19 protein-coding genes are annotated in these 15,715 nt (G+C 61.5%); 13 read left to right on the top strand and 6 right to left on the bottom strand.

Annotated elements, in window-relative coordinates; all coding sequences use genetic code 11:
- Position 1: 1 nt before the first annotated feature.
- Positions 2-232, bottom strand: a complete 231-nt coding sequence (locus AC3I65_RS10065) for a hypothetical protein (RefSeq protein WP_047227641.1) — start codon at positions 230-232, stop codon at positions 2-4.
- Between the two features lie 110 nt (positions 233-342).
- Positions 343-693, bottom strand: a complete 351-nt coding sequence (locus tag AC3I65_RS10060; protein ID WP_107322749.1) for a hypothetical protein — start codon at positions 691-693, stop codon at positions 343-345.
- Positions 694-892: 199 nt separating this feature from the next.
- Between AC3I65_RS10060 and AC3I65_RS10055 the strand changes: the two genes are divergently transcribed.
- Positions 893-1,195: a DUF1883 domain-containing protein gene (locus AC3I65_RS10055; RefSeq protein WP_003182962.1), complete on the top strand. Its 303-nt coding sequence runs from the start codon at positions 893-895 to the stop codon at positions 1,193-1,195.
- 27 nt (positions 1,196-1,222) lie between these two features.
- Positions 1,223-1,393: a hypothetical protein gene (locus AC3I65_RS10050; protein WP_172833800.1), complete on the top strand. Its 171-nt coding sequence runs from the start codon at positions 1,223-1,225 to the stop codon at positions 1,391-1,393.
- Between the two features lie 160 nt (positions 1,394-1,553).
- On the opposite strand, the gene AC3I65_RS10045 is transcribed toward AC3I65_RS10050, so the two are convergent.
- Positions 1,554-3,116, bottom strand: coding sequence for an Ig-like domain-containing protein (locus tag AC3I65_RS10045; RefSeq protein ID WP_488523678.1), 1,563 nt, complete (start codon positions 3,114-3,116; stop codon positions 1,554-1,556).
- A gap of 220 nt (positions 3,117-3,336) precedes the next feature.
- On the opposite strand from AC3I65_RS10045, the gene AC3I65_RS10040 reads away from it, so the two are divergent.
- From AC3I65_RS10040 to ada, 3 genes are all read left to right on the top strand, one after another.
- Positions 3,337-4,065 (top strand): 2OG-Fe(II) oxygenase, encoded by a 729-nt coding sequence (locus AC3I65_RS10040; RefSeq protein WP_488523677.1) that lies wholly within the window; start codon positions 3,337-3,339, stop codon positions 4,063-4,065.
- On the top strand, positions 4,052-4,732 hold the full coding sequence (gene alkB / locus AC3I65_RS10035; RefSeq protein WP_488523676.1) for a DNA oxidative demethylase AlkB: 681 nt from the start codon (positions 4,052-4,054) through the stop codon (positions 4,730-4,732). The genes AC3I65_RS10040 and alkB overlap by 14 nt, the downstream gene beginning before the upstream one ends.
- Positions 4,733-4,820: 88 nt before the next feature.
- Positions 4,821-5,894, top strand: a complete 1,074-nt coding sequence (gene ada / locus AC3I65_RS10030; RefSeq protein ID WP_047227644.1) for a bifunctional DNA-binding transcriptional regulator/O6-methylguanine-DNA methyltransferase Ada — start codon at positions 4,821-4,823, stop codon at positions 5,892-5,894.
- On the opposite strand, the gene AC3I65_RS10025 is transcribed toward ada, so the two are convergent.
- Complete coding sequence (locus tag AC3I65_RS10025; RefSeq protein ID WP_160892849.1) at positions 5,858-6,346, bottom strand: GyrI-like domain-containing protein; 489 nt, start codon at positions 6,344-6,346, stop codon at positions 5,858-5,860. The two genes, ada and AC3I65_RS10025, sit on opposite strands and share 37 nt — an antisense overlap.
- Before the next feature lie 148 nt (positions 6,347-6,494).
- On the opposite strand from AC3I65_RS10025, the gene AC3I65_RS10020 reads away from it, so the two are divergent.
- From AC3I65_RS10020 to AC3I65_RS09990, 7 genes are all read left to right on the top strand, one after another.
- Positions 6,495-7,568: an NAD(P)H-dependent flavin oxidoreductase gene (locus AC3I65_RS10020; RefSeq protein WP_047227646.1), complete on the top strand. Its 1,074-nt coding sequence runs from the start codon at positions 6,495-6,497 to the stop codon at positions 7,566-7,568.
- 356 nt (positions 7,569-7,924) lie between these two features.
- A complete protein-coding gene (gene modA, locus AC3I65_RS10015; protein ID WP_160892853.1) occupies positions 7,925-8,677 on the top strand; it encodes a molybdate ABC transporter substrate-binding protein in 753 nt (250 codons plus the stop codon).
- On the top strand, positions 8,678-9,358 hold the full coding sequence (gene modB, locus AC3I65_RS10010) for a molybdate ABC transporter permease subunit (protein ID WP_047227648.1): 681 nt from the start codon (positions 8,678-8,680) through the stop codon (positions 9,356-9,358).
- A gap of 3 nt (positions 9,359-9,361) precedes the next feature.
- The gene (modC, locus tag AC3I65_RS10005) at positions 9,362-10,441 is read left to right on the top strand and encodes a molybdenum ABC transporter ATP-binding protein (RefSeq protein WP_047227649.1); all 1,080 of its coding nucleotides are present in this window, start codon (positions 9,362-9,364) and stop codon (positions 10,439-10,441) included.
- A 232-nt stretch (positions 10,442-10,673) separates the two neighbouring features.
- Positions 10,674-11,711, top strand: a complete 1,038-nt coding sequence (locus AC3I65_RS10000; protein ID WP_322834484.1) for a DNA topoisomerase IB — start codon at positions 10,674-10,676, stop codon at positions 11,709-11,711.
- Positions 11,712-11,844: 133 nt separating this feature from the next.
- On the top strand, positions 11,845-12,411 hold the full coding sequence (locus tag AC3I65_RS09995) for an ATP-dependent Clp protease proteolytic subunit (RefSeq protein WP_047227651.1): 567 nt from the start codon (positions 11,845-11,847) through the stop codon (positions 12,409-12,411).
- Positions 12,412-12,537: 126 nt separating this feature from the next.
- A complete protein-coding gene (locus AC3I65_RS09990; RefSeq protein WP_047227652.1) occupies positions 12,538-12,717 on the top strand; it encodes a con-10 family general stress protein in 180 nt (59 codons plus the stop codon).
- Positions 12,718-12,787: 70 nt separating this feature from the next.
- On the opposite strand, the gene AC3I65_RS09985 is transcribed toward AC3I65_RS09990, so the two are convergent.
- Positions 12,788-13,321: a DUF3087 family protein gene (locus AC3I65_RS09985; RefSeq protein WP_160892857.1), complete on the bottom strand. Its 534-nt coding sequence runs from the start codon at positions 13,319-13,321 to the stop codon at positions 12,788-12,790.
- Between the two features lie 217 nt (positions 13,322-13,538).
- Between AC3I65_RS09985 and ppnN the strand changes: the two genes are divergently transcribed.
- On the top strand, positions 13,539-14,912 hold the full coding sequence (gene ppnN, locus AC3I65_RS09980; protein ID WP_047227654.1) for a nucleotide 5'-monophosphate nucleosidase PpnN: 1,374 nt from the start codon (positions 13,539-13,541) through the stop codon (positions 14,910-14,912).
- A 133-nt stretch (positions 14,913-15,045) separates the two neighbouring features.
- On the opposite strand, the gene AC3I65_RS09975 is transcribed toward ppnN, so the two are convergent.
- Positions 15,046-15,714, bottom strand: coding sequence for an HAD-IA family hydrolase (locus AC3I65_RS09975; protein WP_488523675.1), 669 nt, complete (start codon positions 15,712-15,714; stop codon positions 15,046-15,048).
- Position 15,715 lies beyond the last annotated feature (1 nt).

The raw sequence follows: 15,715 nt of genomic DNA, 5'->3' as shown, positions 1-15,715 counted from the left end.
CTCAGATGTGGATCTCGGCGAACTTGATCCCCAGGCCGCGGATGATCTCGATCAGGTCATCGAGGCGGCTGAAGGATTCAACTTCGTCCTGGTCGTCCACCAGAAAAAAGCTGCGTCCTGCGCTTTTCTTGAAAAAGACGATCCACTCCCCCGGGGTCGCCGGGTTCTGAATCACATGGGTGGCGCAGATAAGACCTTCTGCATGGCGCTCACGCACCTGCTCGCGCTTCATCGACTGACTCCATAAATGACAATGCCGCCAACGTCGACCGTGGCGGCATTTTTTTGTCGAGAGCAGCAGTTTATCCGATGCCCGGCCTGCTCGTCAGGCCGAGTCCTGGCTCAACCGGAAATGCAGGCGTTGGCCGCGTCCTGCACATCACCCGGACGCACGGGCACGTTGGACAGGCTTTCGTGCAGCTTGATACTGCTGCCACTGGAGCGCTCGTCAATGTCGAACACCGCCGCCGGCAGCGTCGACAATTTGCCGGGGACGATCAAGCGCACGCCATTCTTGTGAGGTTCCATTTGCAGCGGACCCCGAGTGCTGGCCAGCTTGTCAGCGACGCACTGGGCATATTCCTGAGGTTTCTTTCCGGAGATGACATTCATGGTGGGCGGCGTCTGGTTGATGTCCGATACCGATGCACATCCACTCATGGCCAATGCCAACACCCACACACTGCGCTTCATATGATTCCTCCGATAAAGATCCTCCGACAATGCAAACGCTGCTTTTCTCCAGCATCCTGCGTCTTTTTTTGCGCATCCTGCGATAAATGAACAAAGCGTGGGGCGCAGGCCGGATATTAGCACCCGGTGCTGATAAACTGCGCAGCATTGACCTTGCTATCGTTTTGATTTGGTAGAAAAAGCCCTTCTGGAGGCGCCCATGAAATTCATACACCAGCGCGAACACCTCAACGAAGACGATATCGTCGTCATCGAATGCTCTCAAATGTGCAACATCCGCTTGATGAACGACGCCAACTTCCGCAGCTTCAAGAACGGCGGCCGGCACACCTATCACGGCGGCGCGTTCGACACGTTCCCGGCCAGGATCACCGCACCGAGCACCGGTTTCTGGAACATCACCATCGACACCGTCAACCGCCGTGCCATCAGCGTCACGCGCAAGCCGACCCTGACCCACAAAATCAAAATCATCCGGCGTTCCAGCTCGAAACTGAGCTGAGCATCGCCCTTCAAGACAGGCAAAACCGTGGCCCAGACAACCAAATACGTCATCAAGTACAAGCTCAACGGCGAACGCCGCTTCGAATTCGCGCAACTGGAAACCGGCACAAAGGAAGAAGCCATGGCAGCGCTGCAGGCGATCCATGGCCAGACCGATGATGTGATCAGCGACGTCAGGGTCAGTAAACCGTTGTAAAGGTTTCGTAGGCTCTTTGTGGCGAGGGGGCTTGCCCTGATTGGCGGCGCAGCAATCGTCAAGCCGGTGTACATCGCCTGCCGGAAGATTGCATCCTCCCCTTTGGACCGGCTGCGCCAACCAGCGCAAGCAAGCGCCCTCGCCACTAAGAATGCTTGCCTTATCTCAAATGTTGCACCGCAGGAAAATAAGACGATTTAAGTTGAAGAGTACTTCCCCCGGCTAAGTCTCTCACGATCCCATGGGTCTGATTCTCATGCCCGCGTCTCGCCCAATACCAAGAATTCGGCCAACCCAGTATCGAGGGTAAATCGCCTTCGTGCCGGTAGTTCCCAATGAAAGCATCATAGACAGCTTCCTCGAGTACCCCACCCTGCCCCCACATGACACTGACCAGAAGTGAGACTACCTGCACGCCCGAAACGGTAATGGTATAGGACGCAGTGATGCCGTCCCCGTCGGTGACAGTGATTTGCGCCTGGCCATTGCCCGCGGCACGCACATACCCCGTATCCGCGTCCACCACAGCCACTTGCGGGTTCGATGACGAGTATTTGTGGGGAGGAACCCCACCTACCGCGACACGCGTGTAACTCGCGTTGCTGGAGGGGATTGGATTGTTGGGCAATCGATGGTCCGCAATGACGTAGTTCTGCGTGGCCATGACATAGGCGTCCCCAAAACTCAGAGGGAACGCCACGGTCAGGTCTCTTGCCGACGACACCTGACCGCTACCGTAGAGCGCTTTCGCGGTGAAACTGTGCTCACCGATGGCCAGACCGATGACGGCGAAGTTCCAGATACCGTTGCTGCTGACGTGGGCAGAGCCTTTGAAATCCACAACGTCAAAAATATCCACTCCTTTATCGCCACTGGCGGTGCCGCTGAGCATGACGGCCGTTTCCACAGTGCTTGCGCCATGCGGAATTTCAACTTCTTTGCCGTCTTTCACTGAGGTAATTTCTGGCGGAGCAAGACGGTTCAGGTGAATATCCAGAAAATAAACTGACGACTGACTGGAGTTGCCCAATTGGTCGAGCACCCTGAACTCGACCTGTGCCCTGCGGTTGTCACCCGCTTCCTGGAATGTGTCGGTGAACAGTGTCCTCACCTCCGGGACCGGGGCGCCGTCGGCTATCTCCCATTCATCGGTCGCATCGCCCAGCAGAAACTGAATACGATCGTAGGGCCGCCGGTTGCTGTAGTCGAAACCGAACGTCACCCCTTGCGCCGCCCGCTCGGCGCTGACCCCTTCGTCGATTACATCGGCTGGAATCAGCAGTTCCAGGCCTTCCGGCGCAGGTTCACCCGGAGCACGCAGGTGATACAGAACGGTCAAGTCATCCGAGACCTCGTCGCCGCCGCTGGCGCGGGTCACTTTGTAGTACAGCCGGTTGACGCCATGACGCAACCGCCTGTGGGGTACATACAAGCGCATGCGCAGGCTTTCCTCCCCCGGCCGGACTGTATCGCCTGTCACGGGAGCGGGCTCGTCATTGAGATACAAGTCAGCCCGATCATCCGCTTCCAATGTCCAGGAATGACTCTGGGCCAATACCCATGGATCAATCAGACATTCAAGGCCCTTGGGCTGGTCGTCGTAAAGGCTTTTGGGGATACCCACCTGAGCAATGCCGGCCGGTCTCACCGGGGTGACCCAACCCATGATGATCACGGGGTACAACTTGAATAGTTCGTTCAATGTGCTGGATTGGATATCCATCATGCTCTCCTGGTGGGTGACAATCGCGAGCCTCTCGGGAACGTCGTTATCACACTCCAGGGCGGGGGAACTGGCTACTGTCAGATCTAACAGGTGTCGTGACGTTTGAGACAAATGGTTGGGTTGAGCTCGGTCAAGGGACATTGACCGCAAGCCCCGGAGTGCCGCAGACCTGAGCGCCTGCCAGACTGACCGCACTCTATTTGCCAGGTCTTCGATCATGCTCCCGAGCCTTCATGCGCCCTCGCTGGCCCAACACGTCAACACCCTTGACTGGCCCTCCCTGGAACAAGACCTCGACCAGGACGGCAGCGCAATCATCCGTAACCTGCTTACGGCCGAGCAATGCAGGATGCTCAGTGGCCTATACGCCGAACCCAACCTTTTCCGTTCGAAGGTGATCATGGCCCGCCACGGATTCGGGCGCGGGGAGTATCAGTATTTTCGCTATCCGCTGCCCGACGTCGTCCAGCAGTTGCGTCAATCCTTGTATCCGCGGTTGGTACCGCTGGCCAATCGCTGGAACGAATGCATGGGCCTTGAGGTGCGCTACCCCTCCGAGCATCCGGCTTTCATTGAACGCTGTCACACCGCCGGGCAACGGCGTCCTACGCCGTTGTTGCTGCAATACGGCCCGCAGGACTACAACTGCCTGCATCAGGACCTGTACGGCGAGCACGTATTCCCGCTGCAGGTGGCGATTCTGCTGTCGGAACCGGGCCAGGACTTTACCGGCGGCGAGTTCGTTCTCACGGAGCAGCGCCCGCGCATGCAGTCACGTGCGCAGGTTATCGATCTGAAACAGGGCGATGCGCTGGTATTTGCCGTGCATCAACGGCCGGTCAAAGGCGTTCGCGGTTATTATCGGGTGAACATGCGCCATGGCGTCAGCCGCGTGCACAGCGGTAGCCGGCATACACTTGGAATCATTTTTCATGATGCGCAGTGACGACACCCCTATCACGCTGGACCTGTTCGCCGACGAGACGCCGACGACACCCGGCCTGACCGAACAGATCGGCGAGCAAGCGTTTGTGTTGCGTGGTTTCGCCCTGCCCTGGCTCGAACGTTTGCTGCCGGCCCTGGAAGCGGTGTTGCTGGCCGCGCCGTTCCGGCAGATGGTCACGCCTGGCGGTTTTACCATGTCAGTGGCCTTGAGCAGTTGCGGCGCGCTGGGCTGGACCACCGACCGCACTGGCTATCGCTACACGGCCCATGACCCACAGACCGGCGCCCCCTGGCCCGACATGCCAGCGGTGTTCCGCGAACTGGCCCAGGCCGCCGCTCGACAGGCCCACTTCGAGCACTTCGAGCCCGACGCCTGCCTGATCAACCGTTACGTGCCCGGCGCGCGAATGTCGCTGCATCAGGACAAGAACGAACGCTGCCTCAGCGCCCCCATCGTCTCCATGTCCCTGGGCTTGCCGGCGGTGTTCCTGTTCGGCGGATTCGAGCGCAGCGACAAAAGTCTGCGCGTTCCACTGTTTCACGGCGACATCGTGATCTGGGGCGGCGTGGACCGGTTGCGTTATCACGGCGTGCTGCCGCTCAAGCAAGGCCAGCATCCGAAGCTGGGCGTCCAGCGGATCAACCTGACGTTCCGCACCGCCGGGTAACCGTGCAGAATTCAACCGCAAGACCCGGAGTGTTGCCATCTCACAGGCTCGCTACCTTAGCCAAAACGGGCCAATGGACATAACGACCATGAACAGCACTTCGAACACCCTCACCGCTGAACAGGATCCTCGCTGGGCCGCCGTGCTCGCCCGGGATCCGCGCGCCGACGGGCAATTCGTCTATGGCGTGAAAACCACCGGCATCTATTGCCATCCCAGCAGCCTGTCGCGCCTGCCCAATCCGCGTAACGTGGAATTTTTCGACACGCCGGAACAGGCCCAGGCGGCGGGGTATCGTCCCAGCAAGCGAGTGGCCAGGGACCAGACCCAGCTCGCCGCCCAACAAGCGGCCCGGGTCGCGGCCGCCTGCCGACAGATCGAGGCTGCCGAAGAACTGCCTGGGCTCAATGAACTGGCGCAAAGCGCAGGCTTGAGTCCCTTCCATTTCCACCGGGTGTTCAAGGCCGTCACCGGTCTGACACCCAAGGGTTATGCCGCCGCCCACCGCTCGCGCAAGGTGCGCGAACGCCTGAGCGATGGAGGATCGATCACCCAAGCGCTGTACGACGCCGGCTTCAATTCCAACAGCCGCTTTTATGAAGCCGCCGACAAGGTGCTGGGCATGAAACCCGCCGATTACCGCGCCGCCGGGCAGAACACCGACATTCGTTTCGCCGTCGGCCAATGTTCCCTCGGGGCAATTCTGGTGGCGCAAAGCGAACGCGGTGTGTGCGCGATCCTGCTGGGGGACGATCCGGACGCGCTGGTGCGGGATCTGCAAGACAAATTCCGCCGCGCCAACCTGATCGGTGCCGACCGCGAATTCGAGCAATTGATCGCCCAGGTGGTGGGCTTTATCGAGGCACCGGCCCTGGGCCTGGACCTGCCGCTGGACCTGCAAGGCACGGCGTTCCAGGAACGGGTCTGGCAGGCCCTGCGGGATATTCCGCCGGGCAGCACCGCCAGCTATGCCGAGATCGCCCAGCGCATCGGCATGCCTAAAGCCGTGCGCGCCGTGGCCCAGGCCTGCGGGGCCAACAGCCTGGCAGTGGCGATCCCTTGCCACCGGGTGGTGCGCAGCGACGGCAACCTGTCGGGCTATCGCTGGGGCGTGGAGCGTAAACGTCAGTTGCTGGCGCTGGAGCGCTCGTCCGCGGACTGAACGCCGATGTAGATCGCCACCGAGTCGGGGCCGCTGTAGACCTCGAAATCGGTGGTGAAGCGGCGCAGCGTCTGCGGGTTGTCCGCGAAATATGCCCAGATCAGGCCCCAGGTCTGGATCACGCAATCGGGCATCGGCCCCTTGGCCGAAAACATCAGGTAATCCCCGCCTTCGATGTCCACGGCGGCGTAGCCTGCGCTGGTCGCATCCACCTGCACCCCGGCCGTCACATCAAAGTAGCCGGTGGCGTCGGACTCATAGTTGGAATAGACCCCGTAGACAAACGATTCCGACTGCCTGGCGGGGATCTTGTCGAACAACCCTTCGCTGAAGAATTGCTGCCACATCGGGCCGATCCGTGCCATGTCAGGCTGCTGTTCGTCAGCGTTGCGCGTGTGTACCTGCAGGCCGGCCACGGTAAAGGGTTCGACTGCCTTGAGTTTGACGTCCATGGGTCAGGCTCCTTGAGAAATGAAGCGCGCATGGTAACCCGCTGGCCGTCGGGATCAAGTTGCCGCATCCGATTGAAAAACTCGACTGGCCCTGGCCGGGCCACACCTGCTAAAAACGCTGTTTTCCTCTGCCGTCGGAGACCTGTACATGAGCCAGTGGCCAGACACTCGCATTCTTGACCTGCTTGGCATCGAGCTACCCATCATCCAGGGGCCGATGGCCGGAGTGACGGGGCCGGCCATGGTGATCGCCGCCTGCAATGCCGGCGGGCTGGGTTCGATGCCGGCGGCGATGCTGGATGTCGAGCAATTGCGCCAAGCGCTGACGACGATCAGCGAACAGACCGACAAGCCGTTCAACGTGAATTTTTTCTGTCACCAGCCACCCGTGCTCGACGAGCCGCGCGCCGAGGCCTGGAAGCAGCACCTCAAGCCCTACTACGAAGAACTGGGCGCTGACTTCGACGCGCCGACGCCGGTGTCCAACCGCACGCCGTTCGATGATGCAGCCTGCCGGGTGCTGGAGCAGATGCGTCCTGCAGTGGTCAGCTTCCACTTCGGCCTGCCGGAGAAGTCCCTGCTGGATCGGGTGAAAGCCACCGGCGCTAAAGTCCTCTCGTCGGCCACCACCGTCGAGGAAGCCATCTGGCTGGAACAGCACGGTTGTGACGCGATCATCGCCATGGGCTATGAAGCCGGCGGCCATCGCGGGATGTTCCTCAGCGACGACCTCAACACCCAGGTCGGCCTGTTTGCCTTGCTGCCCCAGGTGGTGGATGCGGTGAGCGTGCCGGTGATCGCTGCGGGCGGTATTGGCGATGCGCGGGGTATTGTCGCGGCGTTTGCTCTGGGCGCATCGGCGGTGCAACTGGGCAGCGCCTATCTGTTCACCCCCGAGGCGAAGATCAGCGCGGCCCATCACCGGGCGCTGCGCACGGCCAAGGAAAGCCAAACCGCAGTCACCAACCTGTTCACCGGCCGCCCGGCCCGGGGCATCGTCAACCGGGTGATGCGCGAGATCGGGCCGATGAGTCCGATAGCGCCGGCATTCCCCCTGGCTGGCGGTGCGTTGCTGCCGTTGCGCGCCAAGGATGAAGCAGACTTCAGCAACCTGTGGGCCGGCCAGGCGTTCCCCATGGGTCGGGAGCTGTCGACCGCGGAGCTGACCCGACAACTGGCCCAGGAGGCCCTGGCCCAACTGAACGGCCGTGGGCGGTCCTGACGGTCGTCATCGTCTGTTGGAACGCCATCGCGAGCAGGCTCGCTCCCACAGGGGATCGGTGGTGAACACAACATCTGGGCACACCACTGGACCTGTGGGAGCGGGCTTGCTCGCGAAAGCGGTGGGTCAGCCAATAGAAATGTTGAATGTACCGCCGTCTTCGCGAGCAAGCCCGCTCCCACATGGGTTCTGGTGTGGCAGCAAGAGGTGTGTTCGCCACAGATCCCCTGTGGGAGCGAGCCTGCTCGCGATGGCGGCCGCCCTCTCACACCAACGTCCGCAAAATGCCGCGTTCCGTTTATCGGCCATTCGCTATATATTTCCGTATATAGCGAAACCGACCTTTCGGAGCCTTTATGTACCTCACCCGCTTCGCGCCGTTGCTGCTGACTACACTCTTTTGCGTTGGCGCCGTCCAGGCCGATGAGGTGCAGGTGGCCGTGGCGTCCAATTTCACCGCACCGGTCCAGGCCATCGCCGCCGGCTTCGAGAAAGACACTGGCCACAAGCTGGTGGCGGCCTATGGCGCGACCGGGCAGTTCTACACCCAGATCAAGAACGGCGCACCGTTCGAAGTCTTCCTCGCCGCCGACGACACCACCCCGGCCAGGCTCGAAAGCGAAGGCGACACCGTGAAGGGTTCGCGCTTCACCTATGCGGTCGGCACGCTGGCGCTGTGGTCGGCCAAGGACGGTTATGTCGACAGCCAGGGCCAGGTGCTCAAGGACAACGGCTTCCAGCACCTGTCCATCGCCAACCCGAAAACCGCGCCCTACGGTTTGGCCGCCACCCAGGTGCTGGACAAACTGGGGTTGTCCGGGCAAGTCAAAGGCAAGCTCGTCGAAGGCCAGAACATCACCCAGGCTTATCAGTTCGTTTCTACCGGCAACGCAGAACTCGGCTTCGTGGCCTTGTCCCAGGTGTACAAGGACGGCAAGGTGGCCAGCGGTTCGGCATGGATCGTCCCCGCCGAGCTGCATGACCCGATCAAACAAGACGCGGTGATCCTCAACAAAGGGCGAAACAACGCCGCCGCCTCGGCGTTCATGGATTACCTCAGAGGCCCGAAAGCCACCGCCATCATCCAAGCCTACGGTTATCAACGCTAAATGCCACTGACCAGTGCCGACTACGCCGCCATTTGGCTGACCCTGAAACTGGCCTCGCTGACCACAGTGATCCTGCTGCTGATCGGCACGCCCATCGCCCTGTGGCTGTCACGTACCCAGTCCTGGCTACGCGGGCCGGTGGGCGCGGTGGTGGCCCTGCCATTGGTGCTGCCACCCACGGTGATCGGCTTTTACCTGTTGCTCGCCCTGGGCCCCAACGGCTGGATCGGTCAATTCACCCAGGCCGTCGGGCTGGGCACCCTCACCTTCAGTTTCACCGGGCTGGTGATCGGCTCGGTGATCTACTCCATGCCGTTTGTGGTGCAGCCATTGCAGAACGCATTCTCCGCTATCGGCAGTCGTCCCCTGGAAGTGGCGGCCACTTTGCGGGCCGGTCCCTGGGATACGTTTTTCAGTGTCATCCTGCCCTTGGCCCGCCCCGGTTTCATCACTGCGGCAATCCTCGGCTTTGCCCACACCGTCGGCGAATTCGGCGTGGTGCTGATGATCGGCGGCAATATCCCCGAAAAGACCCGCGTGGTGTCGGTGCAGATCTACGACCATGTCGAAGCCCTGGAGTACGCCCAGGCTCATTGGCTGGCGGCGGCAATGCTGGTGTTTTCATTTCTTGTGCTGCTGGCGTTGTATTCCAGCCGCCGAACCCGGGCCGGCTGGAGCTGATCGATGATTCAAGCGCGTTTTCAGCTCGACCATGGAGACTTCTCCCTGGACCTGGATGTGCAACTGCCGGGCCGTGGCGTGACCGCGCTGTACGGCCAGTCCGGTTCCGGCAAGACCACCTGCCTGCGCTGCATCGCCGGGCTGGAACGGCCGACCCGGGGTTTCATCGAGGTCAACGGCGAAGTCTGGCAGGACAGCGAGCGCGGGGTGTTCGTGCCGCCCCATCAACGGGCGCTGGGGTACGTGTTCCAGGAGGCGAGCCTGTTCGCGCATCTGTCCGTGCAGGCCAATCTGGCGTTCGGCCTCAAGCGCATCGCGCCGGCGCAACGGCGGGTGGACATGGACCAGGCTACCGAACTGTTGGGCATCGGTCACTTGCTCGATCGACAGCCACACAACCTGTCCGGCGGTGAACGCCAGCGGGTCGGCATCGCCCGAGCCCTGTTGACCAGCCCGCGACTGCTGCTGATGGACGAGCCCCTGGCCGCCTTGGATACCCGGCGCAAGAACGAAATCCTGCCTTACCTGCAACGCCTGCACGATGAGCTGGACATCCCGGTGCTGTACGTCAGCCACTCGCAGGACGAAGTGGCGCGCCTGGCCGACCACATCGTGCTGCTGGAGGCCGGTCGCGTGCTGGCCAGCGGGCCGATCGGCGAAACACTGGCGCGGCTCGACCTGCCACTGGCGTTGGGCGATGACGCGGGCGTGGTGGTCCAGGGCAAGGTCAGCGGTTATGACGCTGCCTATCAACTGCTGTCCCTGACACTGCCCGACAGCCTCTTGAACGTGCGTGTCGCCCACACGCCACTGGCCATCGGACAGCCGTTGCGCTTCAAGGTCCAGGCCCGTGACGTCAGCCTCAGCCTGGCGAACGATGCCCAGACCAGCATCCTCAACCGTTTGCCAGTCACTGTGGTCAGCGAACTGGCCGCCGACAACGCCGCCCATGTGTTGATTCGGCTGGAGGCTGCTGGCACGCCGCTGTTGGCGCGCATCACCCGTTACTCCCGGGATCAGCTGAAGCTTCATCCGGGGCAGTTGCTGTGGGCGCAGATCAAGGCGGTGGCGGTGTTGGCGTAGGGTATCGCCCCAGACAAATCCCTTGTGGAAGCGGGCTTGCTCGCGATCGCGGTGGTTCAGTCAACATGGGTGTGAACTGATCTGACGCTATCGCGAGCAGGCTCGCTCCCACAGGTCCGGCGGTCCAACCCTGATTCGTGGGTGTTGCGGGCCACCTCAGAAACTTGGCACGACCGCAATGGGCTGCGGTCAATCGATCACAGGCCCCGGATTTGCTGCCAAGGATTCTTTCATGCCCGACACCCTGCCGCCGGATGCGCTGCCGGCCGATCTGCATTATGTCGATGACACCGCCCCTGGTATCTCCCGCAAAAAGTTGCGGGGCAAGTTCTGCTATTTCGATCCTCAGGGCCAGCGGATCACCGATGCGGCCGAAATCCAGCGCATCAACGCCTTGGCCGTACCGCCGGCCTACACCGATGTATGGATCTGCACCGACCCGCGCGGCCATCTCCAGGCCACCGGTCGGGACGCTCGTGGGCGTAAGCAGTACCGCTATCACCCGCGCTGGCGGGAAGTGCGCGATGCCGACAAATACTCCCGAATGCTGGAGTTCGGCCGTACCCTGCCGCGCTTGCGCAAACGCCTGGAGCAGATCCTGGCCACGCCCGGATTCAGCCGCGACAAGGTCATGGCCACGGTTATCACGTTGCTGGACATCACCCTGATCCGGGTCGGCAACACCCAGTATGCCCGGGACAACCGCTCCTACGGCCTGACCACCCTGCGCAGCAAGCATGTGGAGGTCAACGGCAGCGCAATTGCCTTCCAATTCCGTGGCAAGAGCGGCGTCGAACACCAGATCACCGTGAAAGACCGGCGTCTGGCGCGGATCATCAAGCGTTGCCAGGAGATTCCAGGGCAGAACCTGTTCCAGTACCTGGACGACAACGGCGAACGCCACTCCGTCAGCTCGTCCGATATCAACGCCTACCTCAAGAGCCTCACCGGCGCGGACTTCACCGCCAAGGACTACCGCACCTGGGCCGGCAGCGCGGCGGCTCTGGCGGGGCTGCGACTGCTGTGCTGGGAAACCGAGAGCGAGGCAAAAAAACACCTCGCCGAGATGGTCAGGCAGGTTGCCCGGCAACTGGGCAATACCCCCTCCGTCTGTCGTAAATGCTACATCCATCCCGCCGTGGTGGAGGGTTTCCTGCTGGGTTCGCTGAGGGAGCTGCCCAACCCCCGGGTCCGCAAAGGCCTCAGCGAGGAGGAAGCCGCGCTGGCGATGTTCCTGCAACGCATGGCCCAAACTGCCGAAGCGTGCTGAACCCGGCGAACCACACCTGCGCGAACGCCAACATCCGGCCTCAGACGAGGAACATCCGCGCACCTGCGAACTCCCAACTGTACGGCGCCACCGCTGCGCAGACCGTTCAACGGGAAGTCGACAGGAGTTTGAAATGTCCGAACACATTGTCCATTTTCATTGCCAGATCGATCAGGGAACGACCGAGCGCTTCCGGGACAACTGCCTGGATGCCATTGAAAAAGGCGCCGACTCACTGATGCTCAATCTCTCGACGATCGGTGGCAGTACCAACTTCGGCTTTACCCTCTACACCTTCATCAAATCCCTTCCGGTGCCGGTGCGTGCCGTGAATGCCGGCAATATCGAGTCCATGGGCATCATCATGTACTTGGCCGCCAGCGACCGCACCACCACGCCTCACTCGCGTTTTCTGATTCACCCGATGAACTGGTATTTCGGCCAGAAGTCGGTGGATCACTCGCGTTTGCGGGAATACCTATCCAGCCTGGACAACGACGTGGCGCGGTACGTGGAAATCTACGTCAAGGAAACCGCCGGCGCCGCCACTCAGTTGGACATTTTCAAATGTCTTTGCGCCGAAGAACGGGTCATCCCGGCCGAAAACTCTTTGGCCTTCGGCATCGCGCACCGGGTCGAGCAAGTGGTTTTCCCGGTGGATGCCAAGCATTGGAAAATCAGTGGTGGCGAGGACCAGTGACCCCGTGCGGTCAGTGCGTGCCGTTCGTCATCTGACGAAGCGTTTTCATTAAACTTTTGCCGGCCATTTCCTTTCACAAATTATGCGAGGCTCGTTGCTCGCGTAACCAAAATGAGGATGCTCGAAATGGCCAGTAGTGGAAACAAAAACCAAGGCAACTTCGCAAATGATCGGGAAAAAGCATCGGAAGCCGGCAAGAAAGGCGGCCATGCGTCGGGCGGTAACGTTGCAAGTGATCGTCAGAAAGGCACTGAGGCGGGCCGCAAAGGAACTGACCGCAACCAAGGCGCGGGCAGAAAATCGTAACCTGGAAAATCGCTGGGGCGCACGCCTGCTGCGCTCCGGCGCTTAATCTGTCATTGCCCTGAGGCGTCGATCAGCGTCCGCTATAAGCCTTTTTCACCATGTCGATCCAGATCGGGTCCAGCCGAGCTTGCTCGCTGTCGAGATTGAGCGCCTGCATCCTTGTCAGATGCTCATCAGCCTCTCGGGCGAGTGAGCCCTGGGCGCTGGAGTTGGCGTCCAGTTGATGCATCTGCGTCAATCCCAGATGATAAAACCGTAGCAGCTTCATGGCCGCCACGTCCTGGGCCTGCACACCGGCCTTCACCTGGTGCATCACATTGGTGATGCTCATCAGGCTGCGCTTGAGCTGCCAGCCGTACACCGCCGCGGCCATCCACGGCTGCGACCAGAAATACAGACGCATCAAGGCGACCATCACCAACACCGCGGCAATCACCCCGCCGAGATTGAAGCGAAAATTATCCCCCCCGGGTGTGCCGAACAGCATCACCGAAAGGCTGGACAACAGCATCGCCAGTGCCAGGAACGTCACGGCGACGATGAGGGTACTGCGTCGGGTCTGGCGTCGGTAGACTTCGGCGTCCCACGGCTTGAGCTCGAACATCGCGGTGCAATTTCCTTGTGCGGGGTAAAAAAAGTCCCGCATTATCGCCTGCCCGGTGGATTTAGCTATGCTGGAGCTCATTTTGTGTTGCAACCGACCCGAAGGATCCGGATCAAAGTCCATGGCGATACCGCAAGGATCGTGCGATCTTTCTGCGTGGACGTTTTTTTCAAGATGCCGTCGTTGTGAGTACGGCATCGTTTTCAAGGAAAGCTGAATGAATCAAAGACATGTAATCAACGCCTCGGTCAGCCCGAAGGGCAGCCTGGAGACTTTGTCCCAGCGTGAAGTCCAGCAACTGAGTGAGGCCGGTTCCGGCAGTATCTATACCCTCTTCCGCCAGTGCGCCCTGGCCATTCTCAACACCGGCGCCCATGTCGATAACGCCAAGACCATCCTGGAAGCCTACAAGGACTTCGAGATCCGTATTCACCAGCAAGACCGCGGCGTACGCCTGGAACTGCTGAACGCCCCGGCCGACGCCTTCGTCGATGGCGAGATGATCGCCAGCACCCGCGAGATGCTGTTCAGCGCCCTGCGCGACATCGTCTACACCGAGAACGAACTGGACAGCCAGCGCATCGACCTCAGCTCCTCCCAGGGCATCAGCGACTACGTCTTCCACCTGCTGCGCAACGCCCGCACATTGCGCCCTGGGGTGGAGCCAAAAATTGTCGTGTGCTGGGGCGGCCACTCGATCAACACCGAAGAATACAAATACACCAAGAAAGTCGGCCACGAACTGGGCCTGCGCAGCCTGGACATCTGCACCGGCTGCGGCCCGGGCGTGATGAAAGGCCCGATGAAAGGCGCCACCATCGCCCATGCCAAACAGCGCATCCACGGCGGCCGTTACCTGGGCCTGACGGAGCCCGGCATCATCGCCGCCGAAGCGCCGAACCCGATCGTCAATGAGCTGGTGATCCTGCCAGACATCGAGAAGCGCCTGGAAGCTTTCGTGCGCGTGGGCCACGGCATCATCATCTTCCCGGGCGGCGCCGGTACGGCGGAAGAGTTCCTCTACTTGCTGGGTATCCTGATGCACCCGGCCAACCAGGACCTGCCCTTCCCGGTCGTTCTTACCGGGCCCAAGAGCGCCGCGCCGTACCTTGATCAACTGCATGCCTTTGTCGGTGCGACCCTGGGCGAGGCTGCGCAGAAGCACTACCAGATCATCATCGACGACCCGGCCGAAGTGGCGCGGCAGATGACCCAAGGGCTCAAGGCGGTCAAACAGTTCCGCCGCGAACGCAACGACGCCTTCCACTTCAACTGGTTGCTGAAAATCGACGAAGGCTTCCAGCGTCCGTTCGACCCGACCCACGCCAACATGGCCAGCCTGGGCCTGAGGCGCGACCTGCCCGCCCACGAACTGGCCGCCAACTTGCGCCGAGCGTTCTCGGGGATCGTGGCCGGTAACGTCAAGGACAAGGGTATCCGCCTGATCGAAGAACACGGTCCATACGAGATCCACGGCGATGCCGCCATCATGGAACCCCTCGACCGGCTGCTCCAGGCCTTCGTCGCCCAGCACCGCATGAAACTGCCGGGCGGCGCGGCGTATGAACCGTGCTATCGCGTGGTGACCTGACCGGTTCAACGATCACCACAGATCCAACTGTAGGAGCGAGCCTGCTCGCGATGGCGGCGGGTCAGATTGCATCATTGCTGAATGTGCCGACGCTATCGCGAGCAGGCTGGCTCCCACAGGGGGTCTGCTGCGATCACAGCGTCGGGTTCAGTCGCATCCGTCCGGCCTCATCCACCTCAAGGCCAAGCCCACGGTAATCCTTGATCAGCGGATGGGGGGTGGCCACCGGATGCGTATGCGTCGCCGTCACCACCCACACATCCGCTCCCGCCGCCTCGCCGGCCTTGATACCCGCTTCGGCATCCTCGAACACCAGGCAGTCCTGGGCGGCGACTTGCAGGCGCTCCGCTGCCAGTCGATAACAGGCCGGATTGGGTTTGCCGTCGCTCACATCCTCGGCGGTGACCATCACCGCCGGACGTGGAACGCCGGCCGCTTCCATGCGCCGCAAGGCCAGCGCCATGGGCGCCGAGGTGACGATGGCCCATTGCAGGGGCGGTAGGCTGTTGAGCAATGCCGCAGCACCGGGCACCGGCACCACACCTTCCACGTCTTCGATTTCCTCGCGGGTAATCTGCTCGGCCTCGGCCAGGGCATCCACCCCTGGCAGGCGCTGGCGGGCAATGGTGTCGATGGCGCGCACGCCGTGGATGGTCGGCAGAAAGCTCGCCACCTCCACACCGTGACGAAGGGCCCAGCGCGTCCAGATCCGCTCGGCCGCGGCGATGGAATTGAGCAGCGTGCCGTCCATGTCGAAGAGGAAGGCGCGATAGGAAACACTGGAGGGCGGGCGGGCAGACATC

The sequence above is a fragment of the Pseudomonas sp. N-1-13 genome (assembly GCF_057787095.1).
This window is presented reverse-complemented; position numbering and strand designations above follow the sequence as displayed.